Source organism: Actinoplanes sp. KI2, from assembly GCF_025630775.1.
In the GTDB taxonomy this organism is placed as follows: Bacteria; Actinomycetota; Actinomycetes; order Mycobacteriales; family Micromonosporaceae; genus Actinoplanes.
On the sequence record NZ_JAOSZE010000035.1, the window covers coordinates 41,364 to 57,225 of the forward strand.

At 70.9% G+C, this 15,862-nt stretch carries 13 protein-coding genes; 7 read left to right on the top strand and 6 right to left on the bottom strand.

Annotated features, from left to right (window positions below):
* Window position 1: 1 nt before the first annotated feature.
* Window positions 2–1,021 (bottom strand): carbohydrate ABC transporter permease, encoded by a 1,020-nt coding sequence (locus ODJ79_RS32505; protein WP_411267392.1) that lies wholly within the window; start codon window positions 1,019–1,021, stop codon window positions 2–4.
* A 78-nt stretch (window positions 1,022–1,099) separates the two neighbouring features.
* Complete coding sequence (locus tag ODJ79_RS32510) at window positions 1,100–2,404, bottom strand: extracellular solute-binding protein (RefSeq protein WP_263027449.1); 1,305 nt, start codon at window positions 2,402–2,404, stop codon at window positions 1,100–1,102.
* Window positions 2,405–2,708: 304 nt separating this feature from the next.
* Between ODJ79_RS32510 and ODJ79_RS32515 the strand changes: the two genes are divergently transcribed.
* Window positions 2,709–3,779, top strand: a complete 1,071-nt coding sequence (locus ODJ79_RS32515) for a LacI family DNA-binding transcriptional regulator (protein ID WP_263027450.1) — start codon at window positions 2,709–2,711, stop codon at window positions 3,777–3,779.
* 95 nt (window positions 3,780–3,874) lie between these two features.
* Window positions 3,875–5,500, top strand: a complete 1,626-nt coding sequence (locus ODJ79_RS32520) for a methyl-accepting chemotaxis protein (protein WP_263027451.1) — start codon at window positions 3,875–3,877, stop codon at window positions 5,498–5,500.
* Between the two features lie 85 nt (window positions 5,501–5,585).
* Here the strand turns inward: ODJ79_RS32520 and ODJ79_RS32525 are convergent, their stop codons facing one another.
* Window positions 5,586–7,103 carry a glycoside hydrolase family 5 protein gene (locus ODJ79_RS32525; protein ID WP_263027452.1) on the bottom strand — a complete coding sequence of 506 codons (1,518 nt, stop codon included), beginning with the start codon at window positions 7,101–7,103 and terminating at the stop codon, window positions 5,586–5,588.
* Window positions 7,104–7,626: 523 nt separating this feature from the next.
* Between ODJ79_RS32525 and ODJ79_RS32530 the strand changes: the two genes are divergently transcribed.
* From ODJ79_RS32530 to ODJ79_RS32545, 4 genes are all read left to right on the top strand, one after another.
* Window positions 7,627–8,226 (top strand): helix-turn-helix transcriptional regulator, encoded by a 600-nt coding sequence (locus ODJ79_RS32530; protein WP_263027453.1) that lies wholly within the window; start codon window positions 7,627–7,629, stop codon window positions 8,224–8,226.
* A 415-nt stretch (window positions 8,227–8,641) separates the two neighbouring features.
* A complete protein-coding gene (locus ODJ79_RS32535) occupies window positions 8,642–9,928 on the top strand; it encodes a glycosyltransferase family 4 protein (RefSeq protein WP_263027454.1) in 1,287 nt (428 codons plus the stop codon).
* On the top strand, window positions 9,922–10,701 hold the full coding sequence (locus tag ODJ79_RS32540) for a class I SAM-dependent methyltransferase (RefSeq protein ID WP_263027455.1): 780 nt from the start codon (window positions 9,922–9,924) through the stop codon (window positions 10,699–10,701). The genes ODJ79_RS32535 and ODJ79_RS32540 overlap by 7 nt, the downstream gene beginning before the upstream one ends.
* Window positions 10,698–11,744, top strand: coding sequence for a prenyltransferase (locus tag ODJ79_RS32545; protein WP_263027456.1), 1,047 nt, complete (start codon window positions 10,698–10,700; stop codon window positions 11,742–11,744). Before ODJ79_RS32540 ends, ODJ79_RS32545 begins: the two co-directional genes overlap by 4 nt.
* A 135-nt stretch (window positions 11,745–11,879) precedes the next feature.
* Here ODJ79_RS32545 and ODJ79_RS32550 read toward each other — a convergent pair whose 3' ends face one another.
* The 3 genes from ODJ79_RS32550 to ODJ79_RS32560 are packed head-to-tail and all read right to left on the bottom strand — an operon-like array spanning window position 11,880 to window position 14,588.
* Complete coding sequence (locus tag ODJ79_RS32550) at window positions 11,880–12,527, bottom strand: class I SAM-dependent methyltransferase (RefSeq protein WP_263027457.1); 648 nt, start codon at window positions 12,525–12,527, stop codon at window positions 11,880–11,882.
* A gap of 13 nt (window positions 12,528–12,540) precedes the next feature.
* The gene (locus tag ODJ79_RS32555; RefSeq protein WP_263027458.1) at window positions 12,541–13,569 is read right to left on the bottom strand and encodes a sulfotransferase family protein; all 1,029 of its coding nucleotides are present in this window, start codon (window positions 13,567–13,569) and stop codon (window positions 12,541–12,543) included.
* Complete coding sequence (locus tag ODJ79_RS32560; protein ID WP_263027459.1) at window positions 13,566–14,588, bottom strand: UbiA family prenyltransferase; 1,023 nt, start codon at window positions 14,586–14,588, stop codon at window positions 13,566–13,568. Before ODJ79_RS32560 ends, ODJ79_RS32555 begins: the two co-directional genes overlap by 4 nt.
* A gap of 227 nt (window positions 14,589–14,815) precedes the next feature.
* Here ODJ79_RS32560 and ODJ79_RS32565 point away from each other — a divergent pair, with 227 nt between their 5' ends.
* The gene (locus ODJ79_RS32565; protein ID WP_263027460.1) at window positions 14,816–15,853 is read left to right on the top strand and encodes a polyprenyl synthetase family protein; all 1,038 of its coding nucleotides are present in this window, start codon (window positions 14,816–14,818) and stop codon (window positions 15,851–15,853) included.
* The last annotated feature ends 9 nt before the right edge of the window (window positions 15,854–15,862 follow it).

A 15,862-nucleotide genomic window follows, 5' to 3' on the forward strand; every position in this document is an offset into this window, starting at 1 on the left:
GTCACCACACCTCGCCTTGCTTGCGCAGCGCCCGCCGGTAGTACACCGAGAACACGAGCAGGATGGACAGGATCAGTACGCCGTAGGTCGAGGCGAGCGAGTAGTTGCGGATGCCCTCGAAGGCGGCCCGGTAAGCACCGGTCACCAGGATCTCCGTCTCGCCCGCCGGCTGGCCGCGGGTGACCAGGAAGATCACCGGGAACATGTTGAACGTCCAGATCGTGCCGAGCAGCAGCACGGTCATGCTGACCGGCCGCAGCCCGGGCAGCGTGACGTTCTTGAAGCGCTGCCAGGGTGAGGCGCCGTCGATGGTGGCCGCCTCGTACAGCTCGGTGGGGATGGCGGTCAGACCGCCGAGCAGCGACACGATCATGAACGGGACGCCCAGCCAGACGTTCGTGACGATCGCGGTGAACAACGCGGTCCACTTGTTGTCGAACCAGGCCACCGGCGCCATGCCGACGGCCTTGAGCAAGCCGTTGATCACCCCGAAGTCCTGGTTGAACAGGAACCGCCAGGAGAACGCGCTGACGAAGGCCGGCACCGCCCAGGGCAGGATCAGCAGGACCCGGTAGATGCTGCGCCCGCGCATCGGGCGGTTGAGCAGCACCGCCAACCCCAGACCGATGCCGTAGGTGAAGACGACGCAGGAAACGGTCCAGATCATGGTGGTCCAGAACTGCGGCCAGAAGTGGCCGATCTGCCCGTTGAGCACCTGGATGTAGTTGTCGAGGCCGACGAACTTCCAGGCGCGCGGGTTCGGCTGGCAGCTCAGCTCGCCGGTGATCGACGGAGTGCACAGCTCACGCTGCTGGTTGGCCTCGGTGAGGTCGGTGAAGGACAGATAAATCCCCCGGCCGAGGGGGTAGAAGACCAGGGCGCCGAGCAAGATCACCACAGGCGCGACCATCGCCCAGGCGTACCAATGCTTCTCCCAGCTGCGCCGCAGCCGGCCCGGCGGGGCCGGTTCGCGGACCGGCTCGGGGGTCGACGTAGGGCGTCCGACCGTTGCGGTGCTCATCGCTGCTCCACTTCCGGGGGAAGGTTCCAACGCGGCCGGCCGCCGACCCGAGGGCCGGCGGCCGGACGAAGAGAACGATCAGTTGCTGTAGTCCTTGACGACCTCGGACTTGTAGGTCTTGGCGACCGTGTCCAGCGAGGCCTTCGGGTCCTTGTTCTGCACCAGCACCTCGACGGCCATCTTGTCCATCGGGCCGAAGAACTGGCCGCCCTCGGGGATCCAGGGACGGGCGACCGCGCTGTCCAGCACCGGCTTGAACGCGGCGATGGTGGCGTTGTCCTTCACGCCCGGCAGGTCGTAGGCGGACTTGCGGGTGGGCAGCAGGCCGAGCTTCGAGGCGATGAACGCCTGCGACTCCGCCGAGGACATGAACTTGACGAACGCGACCGCGGCCGCGACCTTGTCCTGCGACATGCCGGACCAGATCGTGTAGTTGTGGCCGCCGACCGGGGCGCCGGACTTGGCGCTGCCGGCGGGCACCGGCGCGATGCCGAGGTTGTCGAGGCCGCCGAAGGTCGGGGCGTCCTTGATGTTGTTGACCTCCCACGGGCCGTTGATGATCATGGCGACCTTCTGCTCCTTGAACAGGGTCATCATGTTGCCGTAGGCGTCGTTCGCCGGGGGCTTGACGGCGGTGCCGTCCTTGACCAGGTCCTGGGCGATCTTGACGCCGGCGACGGACTGCGGGCTGTTCACGGTGATCTTCTTGGCGGACGCGTCGACCATGTCGCCGCCCTCGCCGTAGATGAACGGCAGCAGGAAGTAGCCGCCCGAGTTGATGAACAGGCCCTGCTTGCCGGTCTTCGACTTGATCGCGGCGGCCGCGGTCTTGACCTCGGCCCAGGTCTTCGGGGCGGCGGTGATGCCCGCGGCCTCGAACATCTTCTTGTTGTAGAGCAGCGCGAGCGAGTCGGTGACCTGCGGGACGCCGTAGGTCTTGCCCTCGTACTTGTCCGCCGACATCGGGGTCGGCAGGAAGTCGCTCTCGTCCTTGAGCAGGTCCGAGCCGTCGAGGTTGTACAGGTAGCCCAGGGAGGCGAGCTCGGGCACCCAGGCGACCTCGGCGCGCAGGATGTCCGGGGCGCCCGACTTGGCGGCCGCGGCGGTCTTGAACTTGTTCTGCGCGTCGCCGAACGGCACCGACTGGTAGTCGATCTTGACGTTCGGGTAGGTCGCGTTGAACTTCTTGATCAGCTCCTGGAACGCCGGGCCTTCGTTCTTCGGGTCCGAGGTGTCCCACCAGGTCAGCGTCGCGCTGAGCGACGCGGGGTCGGTCGCGGTCTTCTTGTCGCCGCTGCCGCTGCTGTCGTTGCCGCCGCACGCCGCGGCAGTGAGTGCCACGGCCAGGGCGGTGGCGATCATACCGACGCTACGAATGCGCATCGGATCTCCTGTCGTTCTCGCGTCATGGGCCGCTGCCGGTGCCATGACCTAGGGGTGGGATCGCCGCCGTGCTGCCGGGCGAGGGAGTGCACTCCGGTTCGCCGGAAGGGGTTAGCGGCTGTGGCCGGCGCCACGCTAACACGACAGTAAAACGTGTTAGGTAACCGTTTAGAAACAAGATCTTCCCTGGGGGTCGCCCAAACGGATCGATCGGCCCGTACGTGGCCTAAAGCGGGGCAAATCGAGCTGAGCGTTTACTAAACGCCAGCTGATAACATGACCGCAATTCCGCCAAGAGGACGCGATGACAGCGAATGACGCACCCGCCGCCCGGCGCCGCCCCACCTCGAGGGACGTCGCGGCGGCCGCCGGCGTGTCCCGCTCGGCCGTCTCCTTCGCGTTCAACGACCCGACCCGGGTGTCCGCGGCGACCCGCGAGCGGATCCTCGCCGCCGCCCGGGAACTGGCCTACACCCCGCCGCCGTCCGGCCGGACGCTGCGCGACGGCCGCACCCAGAGCCTCGGCGTCCTGCTCCCGCACGACATTCCCAAGGTGATGGAGAACCCGTACTACGCCCAGTTCCTCATGGGCCTGGGGCAGGTGTGCACCCGCGAGGGGATGTCGTTGCAGCTCACCCCGCCCGTGGGCGACTCGCTGGTCAAGGCCGTCCGGCACGCCGCCGTCGACGGCTTCGTCGTGTGCGGGCTCGACACCGACCGCGGCGAGATCGCCGAGCTGACCCGCCGGGGGATCCCCTACGTGCTGGTCGACAGCGACGCCCCCGCCGGCGCCCCCAGCGTCGACATCGACGACCGGGACGGCGCCCGCGACGTGACGCAGCACCTGCTGGACCTGGGCCACCGCCGGATCGCCGTGCTGAGCGTCGAGCCCCGGTCCGACCGGCCGACGCCGACGTACCGCGACCCGCTGGTGCGCCGGATCGCCGGCGTCGAGGACGCGCTGGCCACCGTCGGCCTGAGCCGGCGCGACATCACGGTCACCGAGGTCCCCTGCACCCGGATGGACGGCTACCGCGCGACCCAGGCCATCATGGCCGCCCAGCCGCGGCCGACCGCACTCGTCGTGCTGGCCGACCTGATGGCCTTCGGCGCGCTCGACGCCCTGCACGACCTCGGCCTGGAGGTGCCCGGCGACGTCTCGGTCACCGGGTTCGACGACCTGCCGGAGGCGCAGTGGACGCGACCCCGGCTGACCACCGTGCGCCAGCCCATCGCGGCCAAGGGCCGCATCGCCGGCGATTTCCTCATCTCCGCGATCCGCGGCGAGGACCAGCACCCGCACCAGGTTCTGCACACCGTCGTGATCACGCGCGAGTCGAGCAAGCCGCCGGCCGGCGCCGATCACGCCGGATGACGATCTCTGCACGGTCGTTGACATGTGTTCCTAAACACACGGCGCTTCGGGCCGATCAGAGGTGGGGAGCATCCCCGGACCGAAGGGCCACAGCGATGGCGGCACGCACCGTTGAAGTGACGATCCACCGCAACAAGCTGGTCGGCTGGTGCACCGACCGATCGGTCACCACGAAGCTGTTCGCCTCGGTGGCCACCATGGGCGTGGTCGCCTTGAGCATCACGGTGCTCGCGGCAATCCGGATGACCCAGCTGAGCGACTCGCTCGACGAGATGCGGGCGACGCACGTGGAGAGCGCCCTCTACCTCGGCAAGATCAGCGACGGAATCGCGCTCAACTGGCGGTCGATGATGCTGAAGGACCTCAAGGACCCCGAGGCGCCGGACGCCAAGAAGACCGCCGACGGCGCCGTGGATGCCGCGATCGCCTCCTACCGGTCGGCCGCCGCGAGCTCTCCCGCCCGCTTGGCCGCCGTGAACGACTTCGAGGCGGCCGCCAAGGACTTCCGGGCCTTGCGCGACGTCGTCACGTTCGGCGAGGACCCACCGGCGGGCTTCACCATGCCGTCGGCCGAGCAGCTCGTGCCGACCTTCCAGAAGTACGAGGGTCAGATGGCCAAGTCCCTCGCCAACCTGCAGGCGATCGAGCGCGCGGAGTCGGCGCAGTTGGCCGCCCAGGCCCGCGACCAGTACCACAGGTCCCTCAGGAATGCGGCCATCGCGCTTGTCGTGGGCGTGCTGGCCGCCCTCGCCGTGGTCCTGCCCCTTTCCCGGAGCATCAGACGCCAATTGCGTACGGCGGGGGACGCGCTCGACGCGGTCGCGGCCGGGGATCTCACCCGCCCGGCGGAGGTCCGCAGCCGGGACGAGATCGGCGTGATGGCCGCGGCGGTGAACCGGGCCCGCGCCGGCCTGCGGGAGACCGTCGAGGACCTGGGCGCCGGGTCCCGCACGCTCGGCGAGAACGCCCACCGCCTCACCGAGGTCACCTCCCGCATCGGCCGCAGCGCCGGGGAGGCGGCGACCCAGGCCGACGCGGTCGCCGCCACGGCGAGCGAGGTTTCCACGAACGTCACCACGGTCGCGGCCGGTTCCGAGCAGATGGGCGCGTCGATCCGGGAGATCTCGCGCAACGCCAACGACGCCGCCCAGGTGGCCGCCGAGGCGGTCGAGGTGGCCGCCACCACCAACCACACCGTCGCCAAGCTCGGCGACAGCTCCGCCGAGATCGGCAACGTGGTCAAGGCGATCACCGCGATCGCCGAGCAGACCAACCTGCTGGCCCTGAACGCCACCATCGAGGCGGCCCGCGCCGGCGAGATGGGCAAGGGCTTCGCGGTGGTGGCCAGCGAGGTCAAGGACCTGGCCCAGGAGACGGCCCGCGCCACCGAGGACATCTCCCGCCGGGTCGAGACGATCCAGGCCGACACGACCAGCGCGGTCGAGGCGATCAGCCGGATCGCCGAGATCATCGCCCGGATCAACGACTACCAGCTCACCATCGCCAGCGCCGTCGAGCAGCAGACCGCGACCACGGTCGAGATGAGCCGCAGCGTCGGCGACGCCTCCACCGGCACCACCCACATCGCCGGGACGATCGGCGCGGTGGCCGGCGCCGCCCGCACCACCACGGCGACCCTCGACGAGGCGGACGCCACCGTCGCCGAGCTGGCTCAACTGGCCGACGACCTCGACCGGGTGGTCCGCCGCTTCGTCATCTGACCCTCGGCGGCAGAACAATCGACCGGGCCGGAGACGGCACGGCCGCAACCCCGGGGTTGGGTTGCGGCCGTGGCTCGTACCCGGATCAGTTGGGGTTGCCGACTCCGGTGAGGATGCGGCTGCGCAGGTAGCGGCCCGCCGGGGTCAGGACGCCCGGGCCGGCGAACGTGGTTCCGGCGCAGGTGCCCTGCTTGAAGACCGAGTTGCTCTCGTGGCCGTCGGAGAAGCTCCACATCCCGTACGAAATCTTGTTGGCCTTGAGAAGGTCCAGCCAGGCGGTGGTGCTGGCGAAGTCGTTGGTGCCGTCGCCGGTGAAGGTCTGGCTGCCGAACTCGGTGACGAAGAGCGGGAGCTCGGTGGCCGCCCGGGCCACCACGGCGCGGCGATCGGCACCGTGCGAGGCGGCGTAGAAGTGGAACGTGTACATGACGTTCTTGAAGTCGATCGGGTCGGCCAGGATCTCCTTCTCGTCGCTGCCGTCGGTGAGGCCCAGCGAGGAGAAACCGCGGGTGCCCACCAGCACGACGCTCTCCGGCGCGCTCTTCCGGATCACCGGGATCACCTGGTCGGCGTACGACTTGATCGCGGTCCAGCGGACGCCGTTCGGCTCGTTGGCGATCTCGTAGAGCACGTTGGTGTTGCCGGCGTGCTTGGCCGTCACGTTCGCGAAGAAGGTCTTGGCCAGACCGAGGTTGAAGTTGGGGTCACCCGGCGTGAGGATGTGGAAGTCGACGACGACGTAGAGGCCGAGCGCCGTCGCGTCGTCGACCAGGCCGTTCACCTTGGCGGTGAAGCCGGTCGGGTCGCTCGCGAGACCGCCCTCCTGCACGTACATCGACAGCCGGACGAAGTCGGCCTTCCAGTCGTTGCGCAGCGCCGCGAGGGAGTTGGCGTTCACGCAGTTCGGGAAGAACTGCAGGCCGTGGCTGCTCATGCCGCGCAGCTGGATCGCGGTGCCGGACTGGTTGCACAGGTGTACGCCGCAGACGCTCAGCCGGCCGTTGACCGCCACCGGCGAGCCGGCGGGGGACTTCGCGCCCGGCTGGGCCGGCGCGGGAGCCTGGGTGGTCGGCGCCGGCGCCGCGGAAGTTGTCGCGGCCGGGCTCTTCGGTGCGGCCGGGGTGGACGCCTTGGCCGTGGCGGCGGTTGTCGCCACCGTGGTCCGCTGCTTCTGCGGGGTGCCGCCGTTCTTGTTCAGCGTGCAGGGCGACCGGGCCTCGGCGTTCAGGTCGGGCTTCGGGGCGTTGCGGCCGATGGCCGTCTCGATCCGGTTGATGGTGGCGAACCGCTTGTCCTTCAGCGGACCGAGGATCGCGTTGTTGACGAAGTCGGGCCCGCCCTGGCCGACGGTGCTGCGCAGCCGCTGGTTGGCCTCGTCGATCTGGGTGTTGAGCAGCTCGAGGTTCTTCTGCACATCGGCCCGCTGCTGGGCGGGGACGGCGACGTTGACCGCAACCTGGGGACAGTTGACCGTGGGCACCGTCTCGCCCGCCGAGGCGATGCCCAATCCGGCGCCGACGACGACAACGGCGACGCCGGCGACCCCGTACGCTTGCCACCGGCGTTCCTTCAACCGGCCGAGACCGAACTTGGATCTGTACATTGGAACCCGCGCCTCTCCCGAGTTTGCCTACGGGAACCCATACGGGAGCGCTCCCACGAGCGGATCGAAACTTAAGGCCGATTTCATCTGCTGAGGTGCGTCACCCTCCTGCCGGACTCCGGCCGGCGTCGAGCAGAGCATCCTCGCGGCGGCGAAGACCGGCCTGACGCCGTACGCCCGAGGACGTGAATCCGGAGGTGAAGATCGGCACGTACGGCGCGCTCGGGTTCAAGCCGTGACCCGCGGTGCGATCCTTCTTGATTGTCACACTTTGCGCGGCGTCGCGGTCTTTATTGTCGCTGTTGTGGACCTTATTGGGGCGGCGGCAAACGGTGGTGGGGCGTATTTCTGTCACATCGATGAACGCTTGACCCCTATAGGGCTCGATGCAAGAATCGCAACTTGGCGGGGGAGCCGGCGCGTGCAACCAGCGGGGAGATCCATGTTGAGTCTTCAACCAAGGGAACACGCCTCCGAAAAACGCAATGGCAACACTGTTGTGCTGGTGGAGCCAGAAGAGGTCGTGCGCCTCGGATTGGTCGCGATGCTGCTGGCAATCGACAGCGTCGACAATGTCGTCTGTTGTGGCGACGCAGAGGAATCCCGTTTCGTCGGCGCGGACGGCTCGGAGATTCTCGCGGTCTCGTCGCGTGTCGGGCTGGCCGAGCTCGACGAGCTGCGGACGCAGGTCGACGAGGCCGGCATGCGGATGCTGATGCTCCTGCACTCGCTCGACGACCTGGCGTACGTGGAGTTCTCGCAGCGGTTCGCGCACGGCGTGGTCATGCTGGAGGACATCACGATCGAGCGGCTACGGCACGCGCTCGACTGGCTCGACCGGCGCGGGGAGGTCATGCTGCCCGGCGACGTGGCCGGGCGGATCCTCCAGGAGAGCGCCGAGCGCAGGCGGGAACCGGTCCGGCGGCAGCCGGTGCTGACGCCGCGCGAGAGCAGCATCCTGGCCCTGCTCGCGGAGGGGTACAGCAACAAGCAGATCGCCCCCCGCGTCGGCATCACGCATCACGGGGTGAAGCGCAACGTGGCGAACATCCTGGCCAAGCTCAACTGCGCCAACCGCACCCAGGCCGTTTCCCTCGCCTTGCACGAAGGCTTGCTCGGCTGACGGTCCGCGGCGCCGCTGCCTGGCGACATCCATGCGGCACGGCTCGCGGGCCGACGTGCGACGACCTGACGGCTCGCGGCGTGCCGCGGGCGGTTGACGACCGGCGAAGCCGGGCCCCCAGCCTCGGCCGGTCGTCAACCCTGGGGTTGATGCGGTCCGCCGGACGCCATGATCGAATATCAAAAAGAATACCGGTCGCGCCGGCTTCCCTCGTATCGGCCGCGGCTCACCGGCCCCCATTGTCGACGGAGCGGATCCTGTTTCTACGAGTTTCGAACCGAGTACCGATCAAGGGCATTCATCACGGTCAGTCCATCCCTCTTGCTTGGATGATCGCCGCCGGGTATTTTCAGGCGCAATCATGCGACCGACCGGGGGATGAATGCCGCGTGCCGAGGTGCCTCATTCAAGTCCATTGAGAATTGCGCTGCTGACCTACCGCGGGAATCCTTTCTGCGGCGGTCAGGGCGTGTACGTCCGGCACCTGAGCCGCGAGCTGGCCGCACTCGGGCACCGGGTCGAGGTGCTGTCCGGCCCGCCGTATCCGCAGCTCGACGACGGCGTGACCGGGACCGAGGTGCCCAGCCTCGACCTCTACCGGGAGCCCGATCCGTTCCGCCTGCCGGCCCTGCGCGAGTACCGGGACTGGATCGACGTGCTGGAGGTCGGCGGGATGCTCACCGCCGGGTTCCCCGAGCCGTTCACCTTCTCGCTGCGCGTCCGGCGGCTGCTGCGCGGGCGGCGGGACCGCTACGACGTCGTGCACGACAACCAGACCCTCGGTTACGGGCTGCTCGGCCTGGACCGGCTTGGCCTGCCCCTGGTCACCACCGTGCACCACCCGATCCAGATCGATCGGCGGCTGGAGCTGGACGCGGCGACCGGCTGGCGGCGGCTGTCGCTGCGCCGCTGGTACGGCTTCGTCGGCATGCAGCGACGCGTCGCCCGGCGGTTGCCGCGCATCCTCACCGTCTCCGACTCGTCGGCTGCGGAGATCGTCGCGCACCTCGGGGTGGCGCCGCACCGGATCGAGACCGTCCCGATCGGCACCGACGCCCAGCGTTTCTCGCCCGGTCCGCGCGATGCACGCCGACCGGGCCGCCTCATCACCACCGCGAGCGCCGATGTTCCGCTCAAAGGGCTGCACCGGCTCCTGGAAGCGGTCGCCGTCCTGCGGGGACGGCGGCCGGGCCGGCCGCTGGAGCTCGTGGTGGTCGGTGAGATCCGTCCCGCCTCGCTGGCGGCGGCACTCATCGCCCGGCACGGGCTGGGCGGTCCCGGCGGCGTCGTCCGCAGCACCGGCCGGATCAGCGACGCCGACCTGGTCGACGAACTGCGCGCGGCGGAGGTCGCCGTCGTACCGTCGTTGTTCGAGGGTTTCTCGCTGCCGGCGCTGGAGGCGATGGCGTGCGGCCTCCCGGTGGTGGCGACCACGGCCGGGGGCCTGCCCGAGACGGTCGGGCCGCACGGCGAGGCCGCGTTGCTGGTCCCGCCGGACGACGCCGAGGCGCTGGCGACCGCGATCGAGACGCTGCTGGACAACCCGGGCCTGCGCGATCGGCTCGGCACGGCCGGCCGGCGCCGGGTTCTCGACGACTTCACCTGGGCGGTGGCGGCGCGCCGCACCGAGGCGGCGTACCGGAAGGCGATCGACCTCGGGTCCTCGCCGCGGCCGGCCGAGCCCGCGGTCGCGCCGTGCTGACCGTCGACTTCGGCCGGCTGGGCATCCGCCCGGGCGACCGGGTGCTCGACCTCGGCGCCGGGCCCGGCCGGCATGCCGCCGAGTGCTACCGGCGTGGCGCCCGGGTCGTCGCCCTGGATCTCGGCCTCGCCGATCTGACACAGGCGTCGGCGACGTTCGCGGCGATGCGAGCGGCCGGCGAGGCCGCCGAGGGCGGCGCGGCCGCGGCGGTGCTCGCCGACGCCCTCGCCGTCCCGTTCCCCGACGAAACCTTCGACGTGGTCATCGCCGCCGAGGTGCTCGAGCACATCGTCGCCGACGCCGCGGTGGTGCGCGAGCTGGTCCGGGTGCTGCGGCCCGACGGCACGCTGGTGGTGACGGTGCCCCGGTGGTGGCCGGAGCGCATCTGCTGGGCGCTCTCCGAGCGCTACCACACCGTCGAGGGCGGTCACGTGCGGATCTACCGTCGCGGTGCGCTGGCCGGGATGATCCGTACCGCTGGGTTGCGTCCGTCGGCCCGGCACCACGCGCACGCCCTGCACTCGCCGTACTGGTGGCTCAAATGCCTTTTCGGCGTCGACAACGAGCGGGCCGCGATTCCCCGGCACTACCACCGGTTCCTGGTCTACGACATCATGCGCCGCCCCCGGTGGACCAGGACGGTGGAGCGGATGCTCGATCCCGTGCTGGGCAAGAGCCTGGTGCTGTACTTCACCAAGTCCGCCGCGCCCCGAAACTTCACCAAGCCCGCCGCGTCCCGAAACTTCACCAAGCCCGCCGCGAGTGGCGGGTGAGCGCCCCGCGGCCGGGCCGGGCCGGGCTCGCCCGCACCGCGGACTGGATCGCCGGCGTGCAGCGAGCCGACGGCGCGATTCCCTGGTTCCCCGGTGGACAGCTCGACCCGTGGGACCACGTGGAGGCCGCGCTGGGCCTGGACACCCAGGGACGGCACGCCGAGGCGGCCGCGGCCTACGACTGGCTGCGGCGTACCCAGAATGCCGACGGCTCCTGGTTCCGGGAATACCAGGGCGCGGCGGTCACCGATGACACCCGGGAGGCCAACTTCACCGCGTACGTCGCCGTGGGTCTGTGGTATCACTACCGCCGCACCGGCGACGAGACCTTCCTGCGCGGCATGTGGCCGGCGCTGTGCCGGGCCCTCGGCTTCGTGCTCGGCCTGCAGGCGCCCGGCGGCGAGGTCCGGTGGGCCCGGGGCCGCGACGGAAAGGCGGCGGGCGAGGCGCTGCTCACCGGGTGCGCCAGCATCTACCACAGCCTCGGCTGCGCACAACGCATCGCCGAAGCGCTCGGCGAGGAGCAGCCGGACTGGGATCTGGCCGCCACCACCCTCGGCCACGCGCTGCTGCGCCACCCCGACCGCTTCGATCCTCGCGACCGCTTCGCGATGGACTGGTACTACCCGGTCCTCGGCGGCGCGGTGCGCGGGCCGGCGGCGGCCGCCCTGATGGACGGCGGCTGGGACACGTTCGTCGTGCCCGGGCTCGGCGTGCGCTGCGTGAGCGACCGTCCCTGGGTCACCGTCGCCGAGACCTGCGAGGCGGTGCTGTCGCTGTGCGCGATCGGTGACCGGGAACGCGGCGCCGGCCTCTTCGACGCGATCGGGCACCTGCGCGCGGCCGACGGGTCGTACTGGACCGGATACGTCTATCCGGACGACGCCCGCTGGCCGGTGGAGAGGACCACGTGGACCGCCGGGGCGGTGCTACTGGCCGCCGCCATGCTCGACGGCGACCCGGTCGTCGAGGAGCTCTTCGGCGGCGCGGGCGCCGCCGACCCAGGCTGCGTCGGGCCGCTCTGCGGGGTGCAGCACCCGTAGCGACTCGACGTCTCCGGCCGCGGCTGCGTCGGGGCGCAGCGGCCGTCACAAGCGCTGCGGGCGCCGCTCTGCGGGGTGCAGCACCCGGAGCGACTCGACGTCTCCGGGCACGGCTGCGTCGGGGCGCAGCGGCCGTCACAGGCGCTGCGGGCGCCGCTCTGCGCGGTGCAGCACCCGGAGCGACCCGGTCGCCGAGATCTCGGTGAAGCCGCCGTGGTCGATGGCCTCGCGGTAGATGTGGTACGGCGCCTGGCCACCGTCCGCCGGGTCCGGGAAGACGTCGTGGATGACCAGCAGCCCGCCGGGCGCGACGTGCGGCGCCCAGCCGCGGTAGTCCCGCTGCGCCGCCTCCTCGGTGTGCCCGCCGTCGATGAACAGCAGCGCCAGCGGGGTCGTCCACAGCGCCGCCGCCGCGGCCGAGGTGGCGACCACGGCGACGACGATGTCCTCGACGCCGGCCTCGGCCAGCGTGCGCCGGAACCGCGGCAGCGTGTCGAGCCGGCCGGTCGCCGGGTCCACCAGGCCCGGGTCGTGGTACTCCCATCCCGGCTGGTGCTCCTCCGACCCACGGTGGTGGTCGACGGCGACGACGGTCCCGCCCGTCTCACGGGCCGCCGCGGCAAGGTACAGCGTGGACTTGCCGCAGTAGCTGCCGATCTCCAGCAGGACCGGCGACGACCCGGCCGCGGATCGTGCGGCCCGGTACAGGGCCAGTCCCTCGTCCGGCGGCATGAAGCCCGGCGCGGCTTCGGCGCGGGCACGCATCAGCGGATCCATGATCATGATGTGCTGCAGCCTACCCCGGCAGCATCGCCATGGCCTCGCGGCAGATCTCGGTGAGCTTCTGCTGCTCCTGCTCCGGCAGCGAGCGCCAGCCCGAGGGCCGGTGCGCCACCAGACCGGCGGCCTCGCTCAGCCACCGCGGCGACGGGTCGACCGGGCCGAGGAACCGGGCCAGCTCGGTGAGCACGCCCGCGGTGTCGCCGACCAGCCGGTCGTAGCCGAACTGCAGCACCCGGTCGGCGGGCACGGCGGCCAGCGCCGTCAAGCCCGTGGTGATCTGCTCCGACCAGGCGGCGCCGAAGTCCGCCACCGGCAGCTGGATCTCCTCGAACGCGGCCCGGGAGAAGGTGTCCGGCATCAGCGGCACCAGATCCGCCGGGACCGTCACGGATTCGGGCACGTCCTCCACGTACGGGTTGACACCCAGTGCCTGCTGCAGGCGCATCGACACCATGCCCAGGCGGAACGCGCCGCTGCGGCTCATCGAGTACGCGCAGTCGCGCCCGTCCCGGTACAGGTGCACGAACCGCGCCTGCGGGAACAGCCGGACCAGCTCGGGTACGTGGCGCAGCGAGAACCCGGAGCGCTCCACCCACATCCGGGCGCCGAACCGGACCGCCAGCCACTCGAACAGCCGGCGATGCTGGGTGGCGACGTCCGCGGTGGGCAGCGTGGACACGAACTTCTCCACGTCGTCGTAGAGCTCCTCCGGTTCGTCGGTCAGGTGCGGAAGCGCGGTCACCATGATCGGCGGAATGCCGGTGCCGGCGTTGAACCGGCGGCGCGGATCGGCCGGGTACCGGAACTCCTCGATCGGGGCGCCGATCCGGTACGCCTGCGTGACGAACGAGTGCGGGGTGCTCAGCAGGCTCCAGTACTGCTCGGCGGTCAGCTCACCGGCCGGGAACGGGCCGGAGAACAGCAGGCCGAAGAACTCCGACAGGCTCAGCACGTCCGGATTCCGATTGATCATGTCGGACAGCAGGGTGGAGCCGCAGCGTCCGGTGGACACGATGAAGGCGTGGGGCATGGGGTCGCTCACGGATGCTCCTCGTTCGCAGGTACCAGCACTGGGGTGGGCGCGCCGTCGCCCGGATCGAACTCGTGCCGCAGCCGCAGCCGGCGCTGCGCGACCCAGGTGACCAGCAGCGCCGCGGTGGTTGCGGCGAGCCCGAGCCGGCCGCCCCCGCCGAGCGCCACCAGCGAACCGGCGGCGACGATCCGCTCGAGGCAGAGCCACTCGTGCGCGCCCAGCGCCGCGCGCCGGGTCAGGCCGTCGCCCGAGATCAGCAGCCGGGCACAGACGACCGCCACGGTCAGCACGGCGACGGAGCCGAGCAGCGCCGCCGCGGCGGGCACCGCGACCCCGAGGATCGCCGGCACGGCGGCGAGCAGCGCGGCCCAGCCCAGGAACAGCGCCGCGACCACGCGCTCGCTGTGCACCAGGCCGCGCCGTACCGGAAGGGTCCGGTAACCGCCGGCGGCGTCGCCCTCGACGTCCCGCAACGCCCCGACCAGGTTCGAGGCGGCGTCGTGCAGGCAGAACACCGCAGCGGCGGCCACCAGCGGCAGGGAGATCCGGCCGGCGCCGAGCACCGCTCCGAACAGGAACGCACAGGAGGTGAGCGTGCCGCGCACCAGGTTGCCCAGCACGCCCCGGCTCTTGAAGAAGGTGTTGTACGACAGACCGACCACGGTGGCGACGCCGACGATCGCGACGGCCTGCCAGCGCACCGCGAGCGTCCACCCGGCACCCGCCGCGACGAGGAGCACCATCATGGTCAGCGCGGTGGCCGGTCGCATCCGCCCGGAGGGAATCGGCCGCTGCGGCTTGGCCACGGCATCCAGCTCGCGGTCGAAGTAGTCGCCGCCGTAGAGGCCGGCGAGCCAGCCGAGGGTCGGGATGGCCCAGGCCGCCAGCAGCCGCCCGGCGTCGTGCCGGCCGCCGGCCAGCCCGGCGCCGGCCAGTCCGACCAGGCCCACGTAGCAGCTGGTGTACGGCCGCCACGTCTCCAGATGGCTGCCGGCGACGACGAGCAGGCGATCCGGTCGTACGTTCATCAGTCACCTCCCCGCTTTTCCCCCGAATGCTCGCGCCGCGGTCCGGACGCCGGGAATCCCCGCCGGGCAGCGTGAACGACCACCCCGGACGGGCACCCCCGACGGCGATCGACGGTCGGGCTGCCTGATCGGTCACTCCCAACGGAATTGATTTGGCCCGATGCCCCGGCGAAGCATCGTTCGCGAGCTGGACCAATCGTGTTCGAACCGTTGGGGGGACCGTGCGGATGGAAATGTCGACAGGCGCGCAGGTGATGACCGCGGTCGGAGCGCCGGAAGAGGGTACGAGCGCCACGGCGGTGACCCGGATCCTCCCGGAACGGCTGGGCGCGCGGTGGCTCGCGGAGCAGAACCTGCTCGGCGCGATGTGCCGGCACGCGACCGCGGCCGGTGGCAAACTCTTCCGGCCGGTTCTCCTGCTGGAGTCGGCGATGGCCGTCGGCGGGCGGATCGAGCAGGTCCTCCCGGCCGCGCTGGGCACCGAGAGCGGCCACGTGGCCAGCCTCGTGCACGACGACATCATCGACAACGACATGCTGCGCCGGGGCCGGCCGACCGTGCACGCGCAGTTCGGTGCCGACAACGCGATCGTGGCCGGCGACGCCCTGCTGTTCGACCTGTTCCTCTGCCTCGCCGAGTGCCGGCAGACGGGCGCGCGGGACGACCGGATCGTCGCCGCGCTGGAGGTGGCCGCCCGGGCCGGCCTGGACCTGTGCCGCGGCCAGAGCCTGGAGTACGAGATCACCGAGAGCGGCGCCCGGGACCTCGACGCGTACCTGCAGATGATCGCGCTGAAGACCGGTGCGCTGTTCCGCGGCGCCTGCCAGAGCGGCGCGCTCCTCGGCGGCGGCACCGACGCGGAGGTCGAGGCGGTCGGCCGGTACGGCGACGAGCTCGGCATCGCCTTCCAGATGTGCGACGACCTGTTCACCTACACCGGGCAGAACGACGAGGCGATCGGCAAGTCGGTGCTCAGCGACATCCGCAACAAGCGGATGACCCTGCCGGCGCTGCTGGCGTTCCGCGACGCCGACGAGGAGTCCCGGGTGCTGCTCGAACGGGCCTTCGACAGCGACCTCGACCCGAGCGAGGCGCTGTCGCTGCTCAGCCAGGTCATGGTCCGCACCGGTGCGGTGGCGTCGGCCCGGACCGTCGCGGTGCACCACGCCGAGGCGGCGAAGGAGGCGCTGACGGTGCTGGCGCCCAGCGCCCACCGGGATCGGCTGGCCCAGTACGCCGACCTCGCCGTCGAGCGCGTGCGCTGACCCGACCGG

Bases quoted from the DNA above. Each gene is read 5' to 3' on its own strand.
- ODJ79_RS32505 (WP_411267392.1), bottom strand. From the start codon at position 1,021: ATGAGCACCGCAACGGTCGGACGCCCTACGTCGACCCCCGAGCCGGTC.
- ODJ79_RS32510 (WP_263027449.1), bottom strand. From the start codon at position 2,404: ATGCGCATTCGTAGCGTCGGTATGATCGCCACCGCCCTGGCCGTGGCA.
- ODJ79_RS32515 (WP_263027450.1), top strand. From the start codon at position 2,709: ATGACAGCGAATGACGCACCCGCCGCCCGGCGCCGCCCCACCTCGAGG.
- ODJ79_RS32520 (WP_263027451.1), top strand. From the start codon at position 3,875: ATGGCGGCACGCACCGTTGAAGTGACGATCCACCGCAACAAGCTGGTC.
- ODJ79_RS32525 (WP_263027452.1), bottom strand. From the start codon at position 7,103: ATGTACAGATCCAAGTTCGGTCTCGGCCGGTTGAAGGAACGCCGGTGG.
- ODJ79_RS32550 (WP_263027457.1), bottom strand. From the start codon at position 12,527: ATGATCATGGATCCGCTGATGCGTGCCCGCGCCGAAGCCGCGCCGGGC.
- ODJ79_RS32560 (WP_263027459.1), bottom strand. From the start codon at position 14,588: ATGAACGTACGACCGGATCGCCTGCTCGTCGTCGCCGGCAGCCATCTG.
- ODJ79_RS32565 (WP_263027460.1), top strand. From the start codon at position 14,816: ATGGAAATGTCGACAGGCGCGCAGGTGATGACCGCGGTCGGAGCGCCG.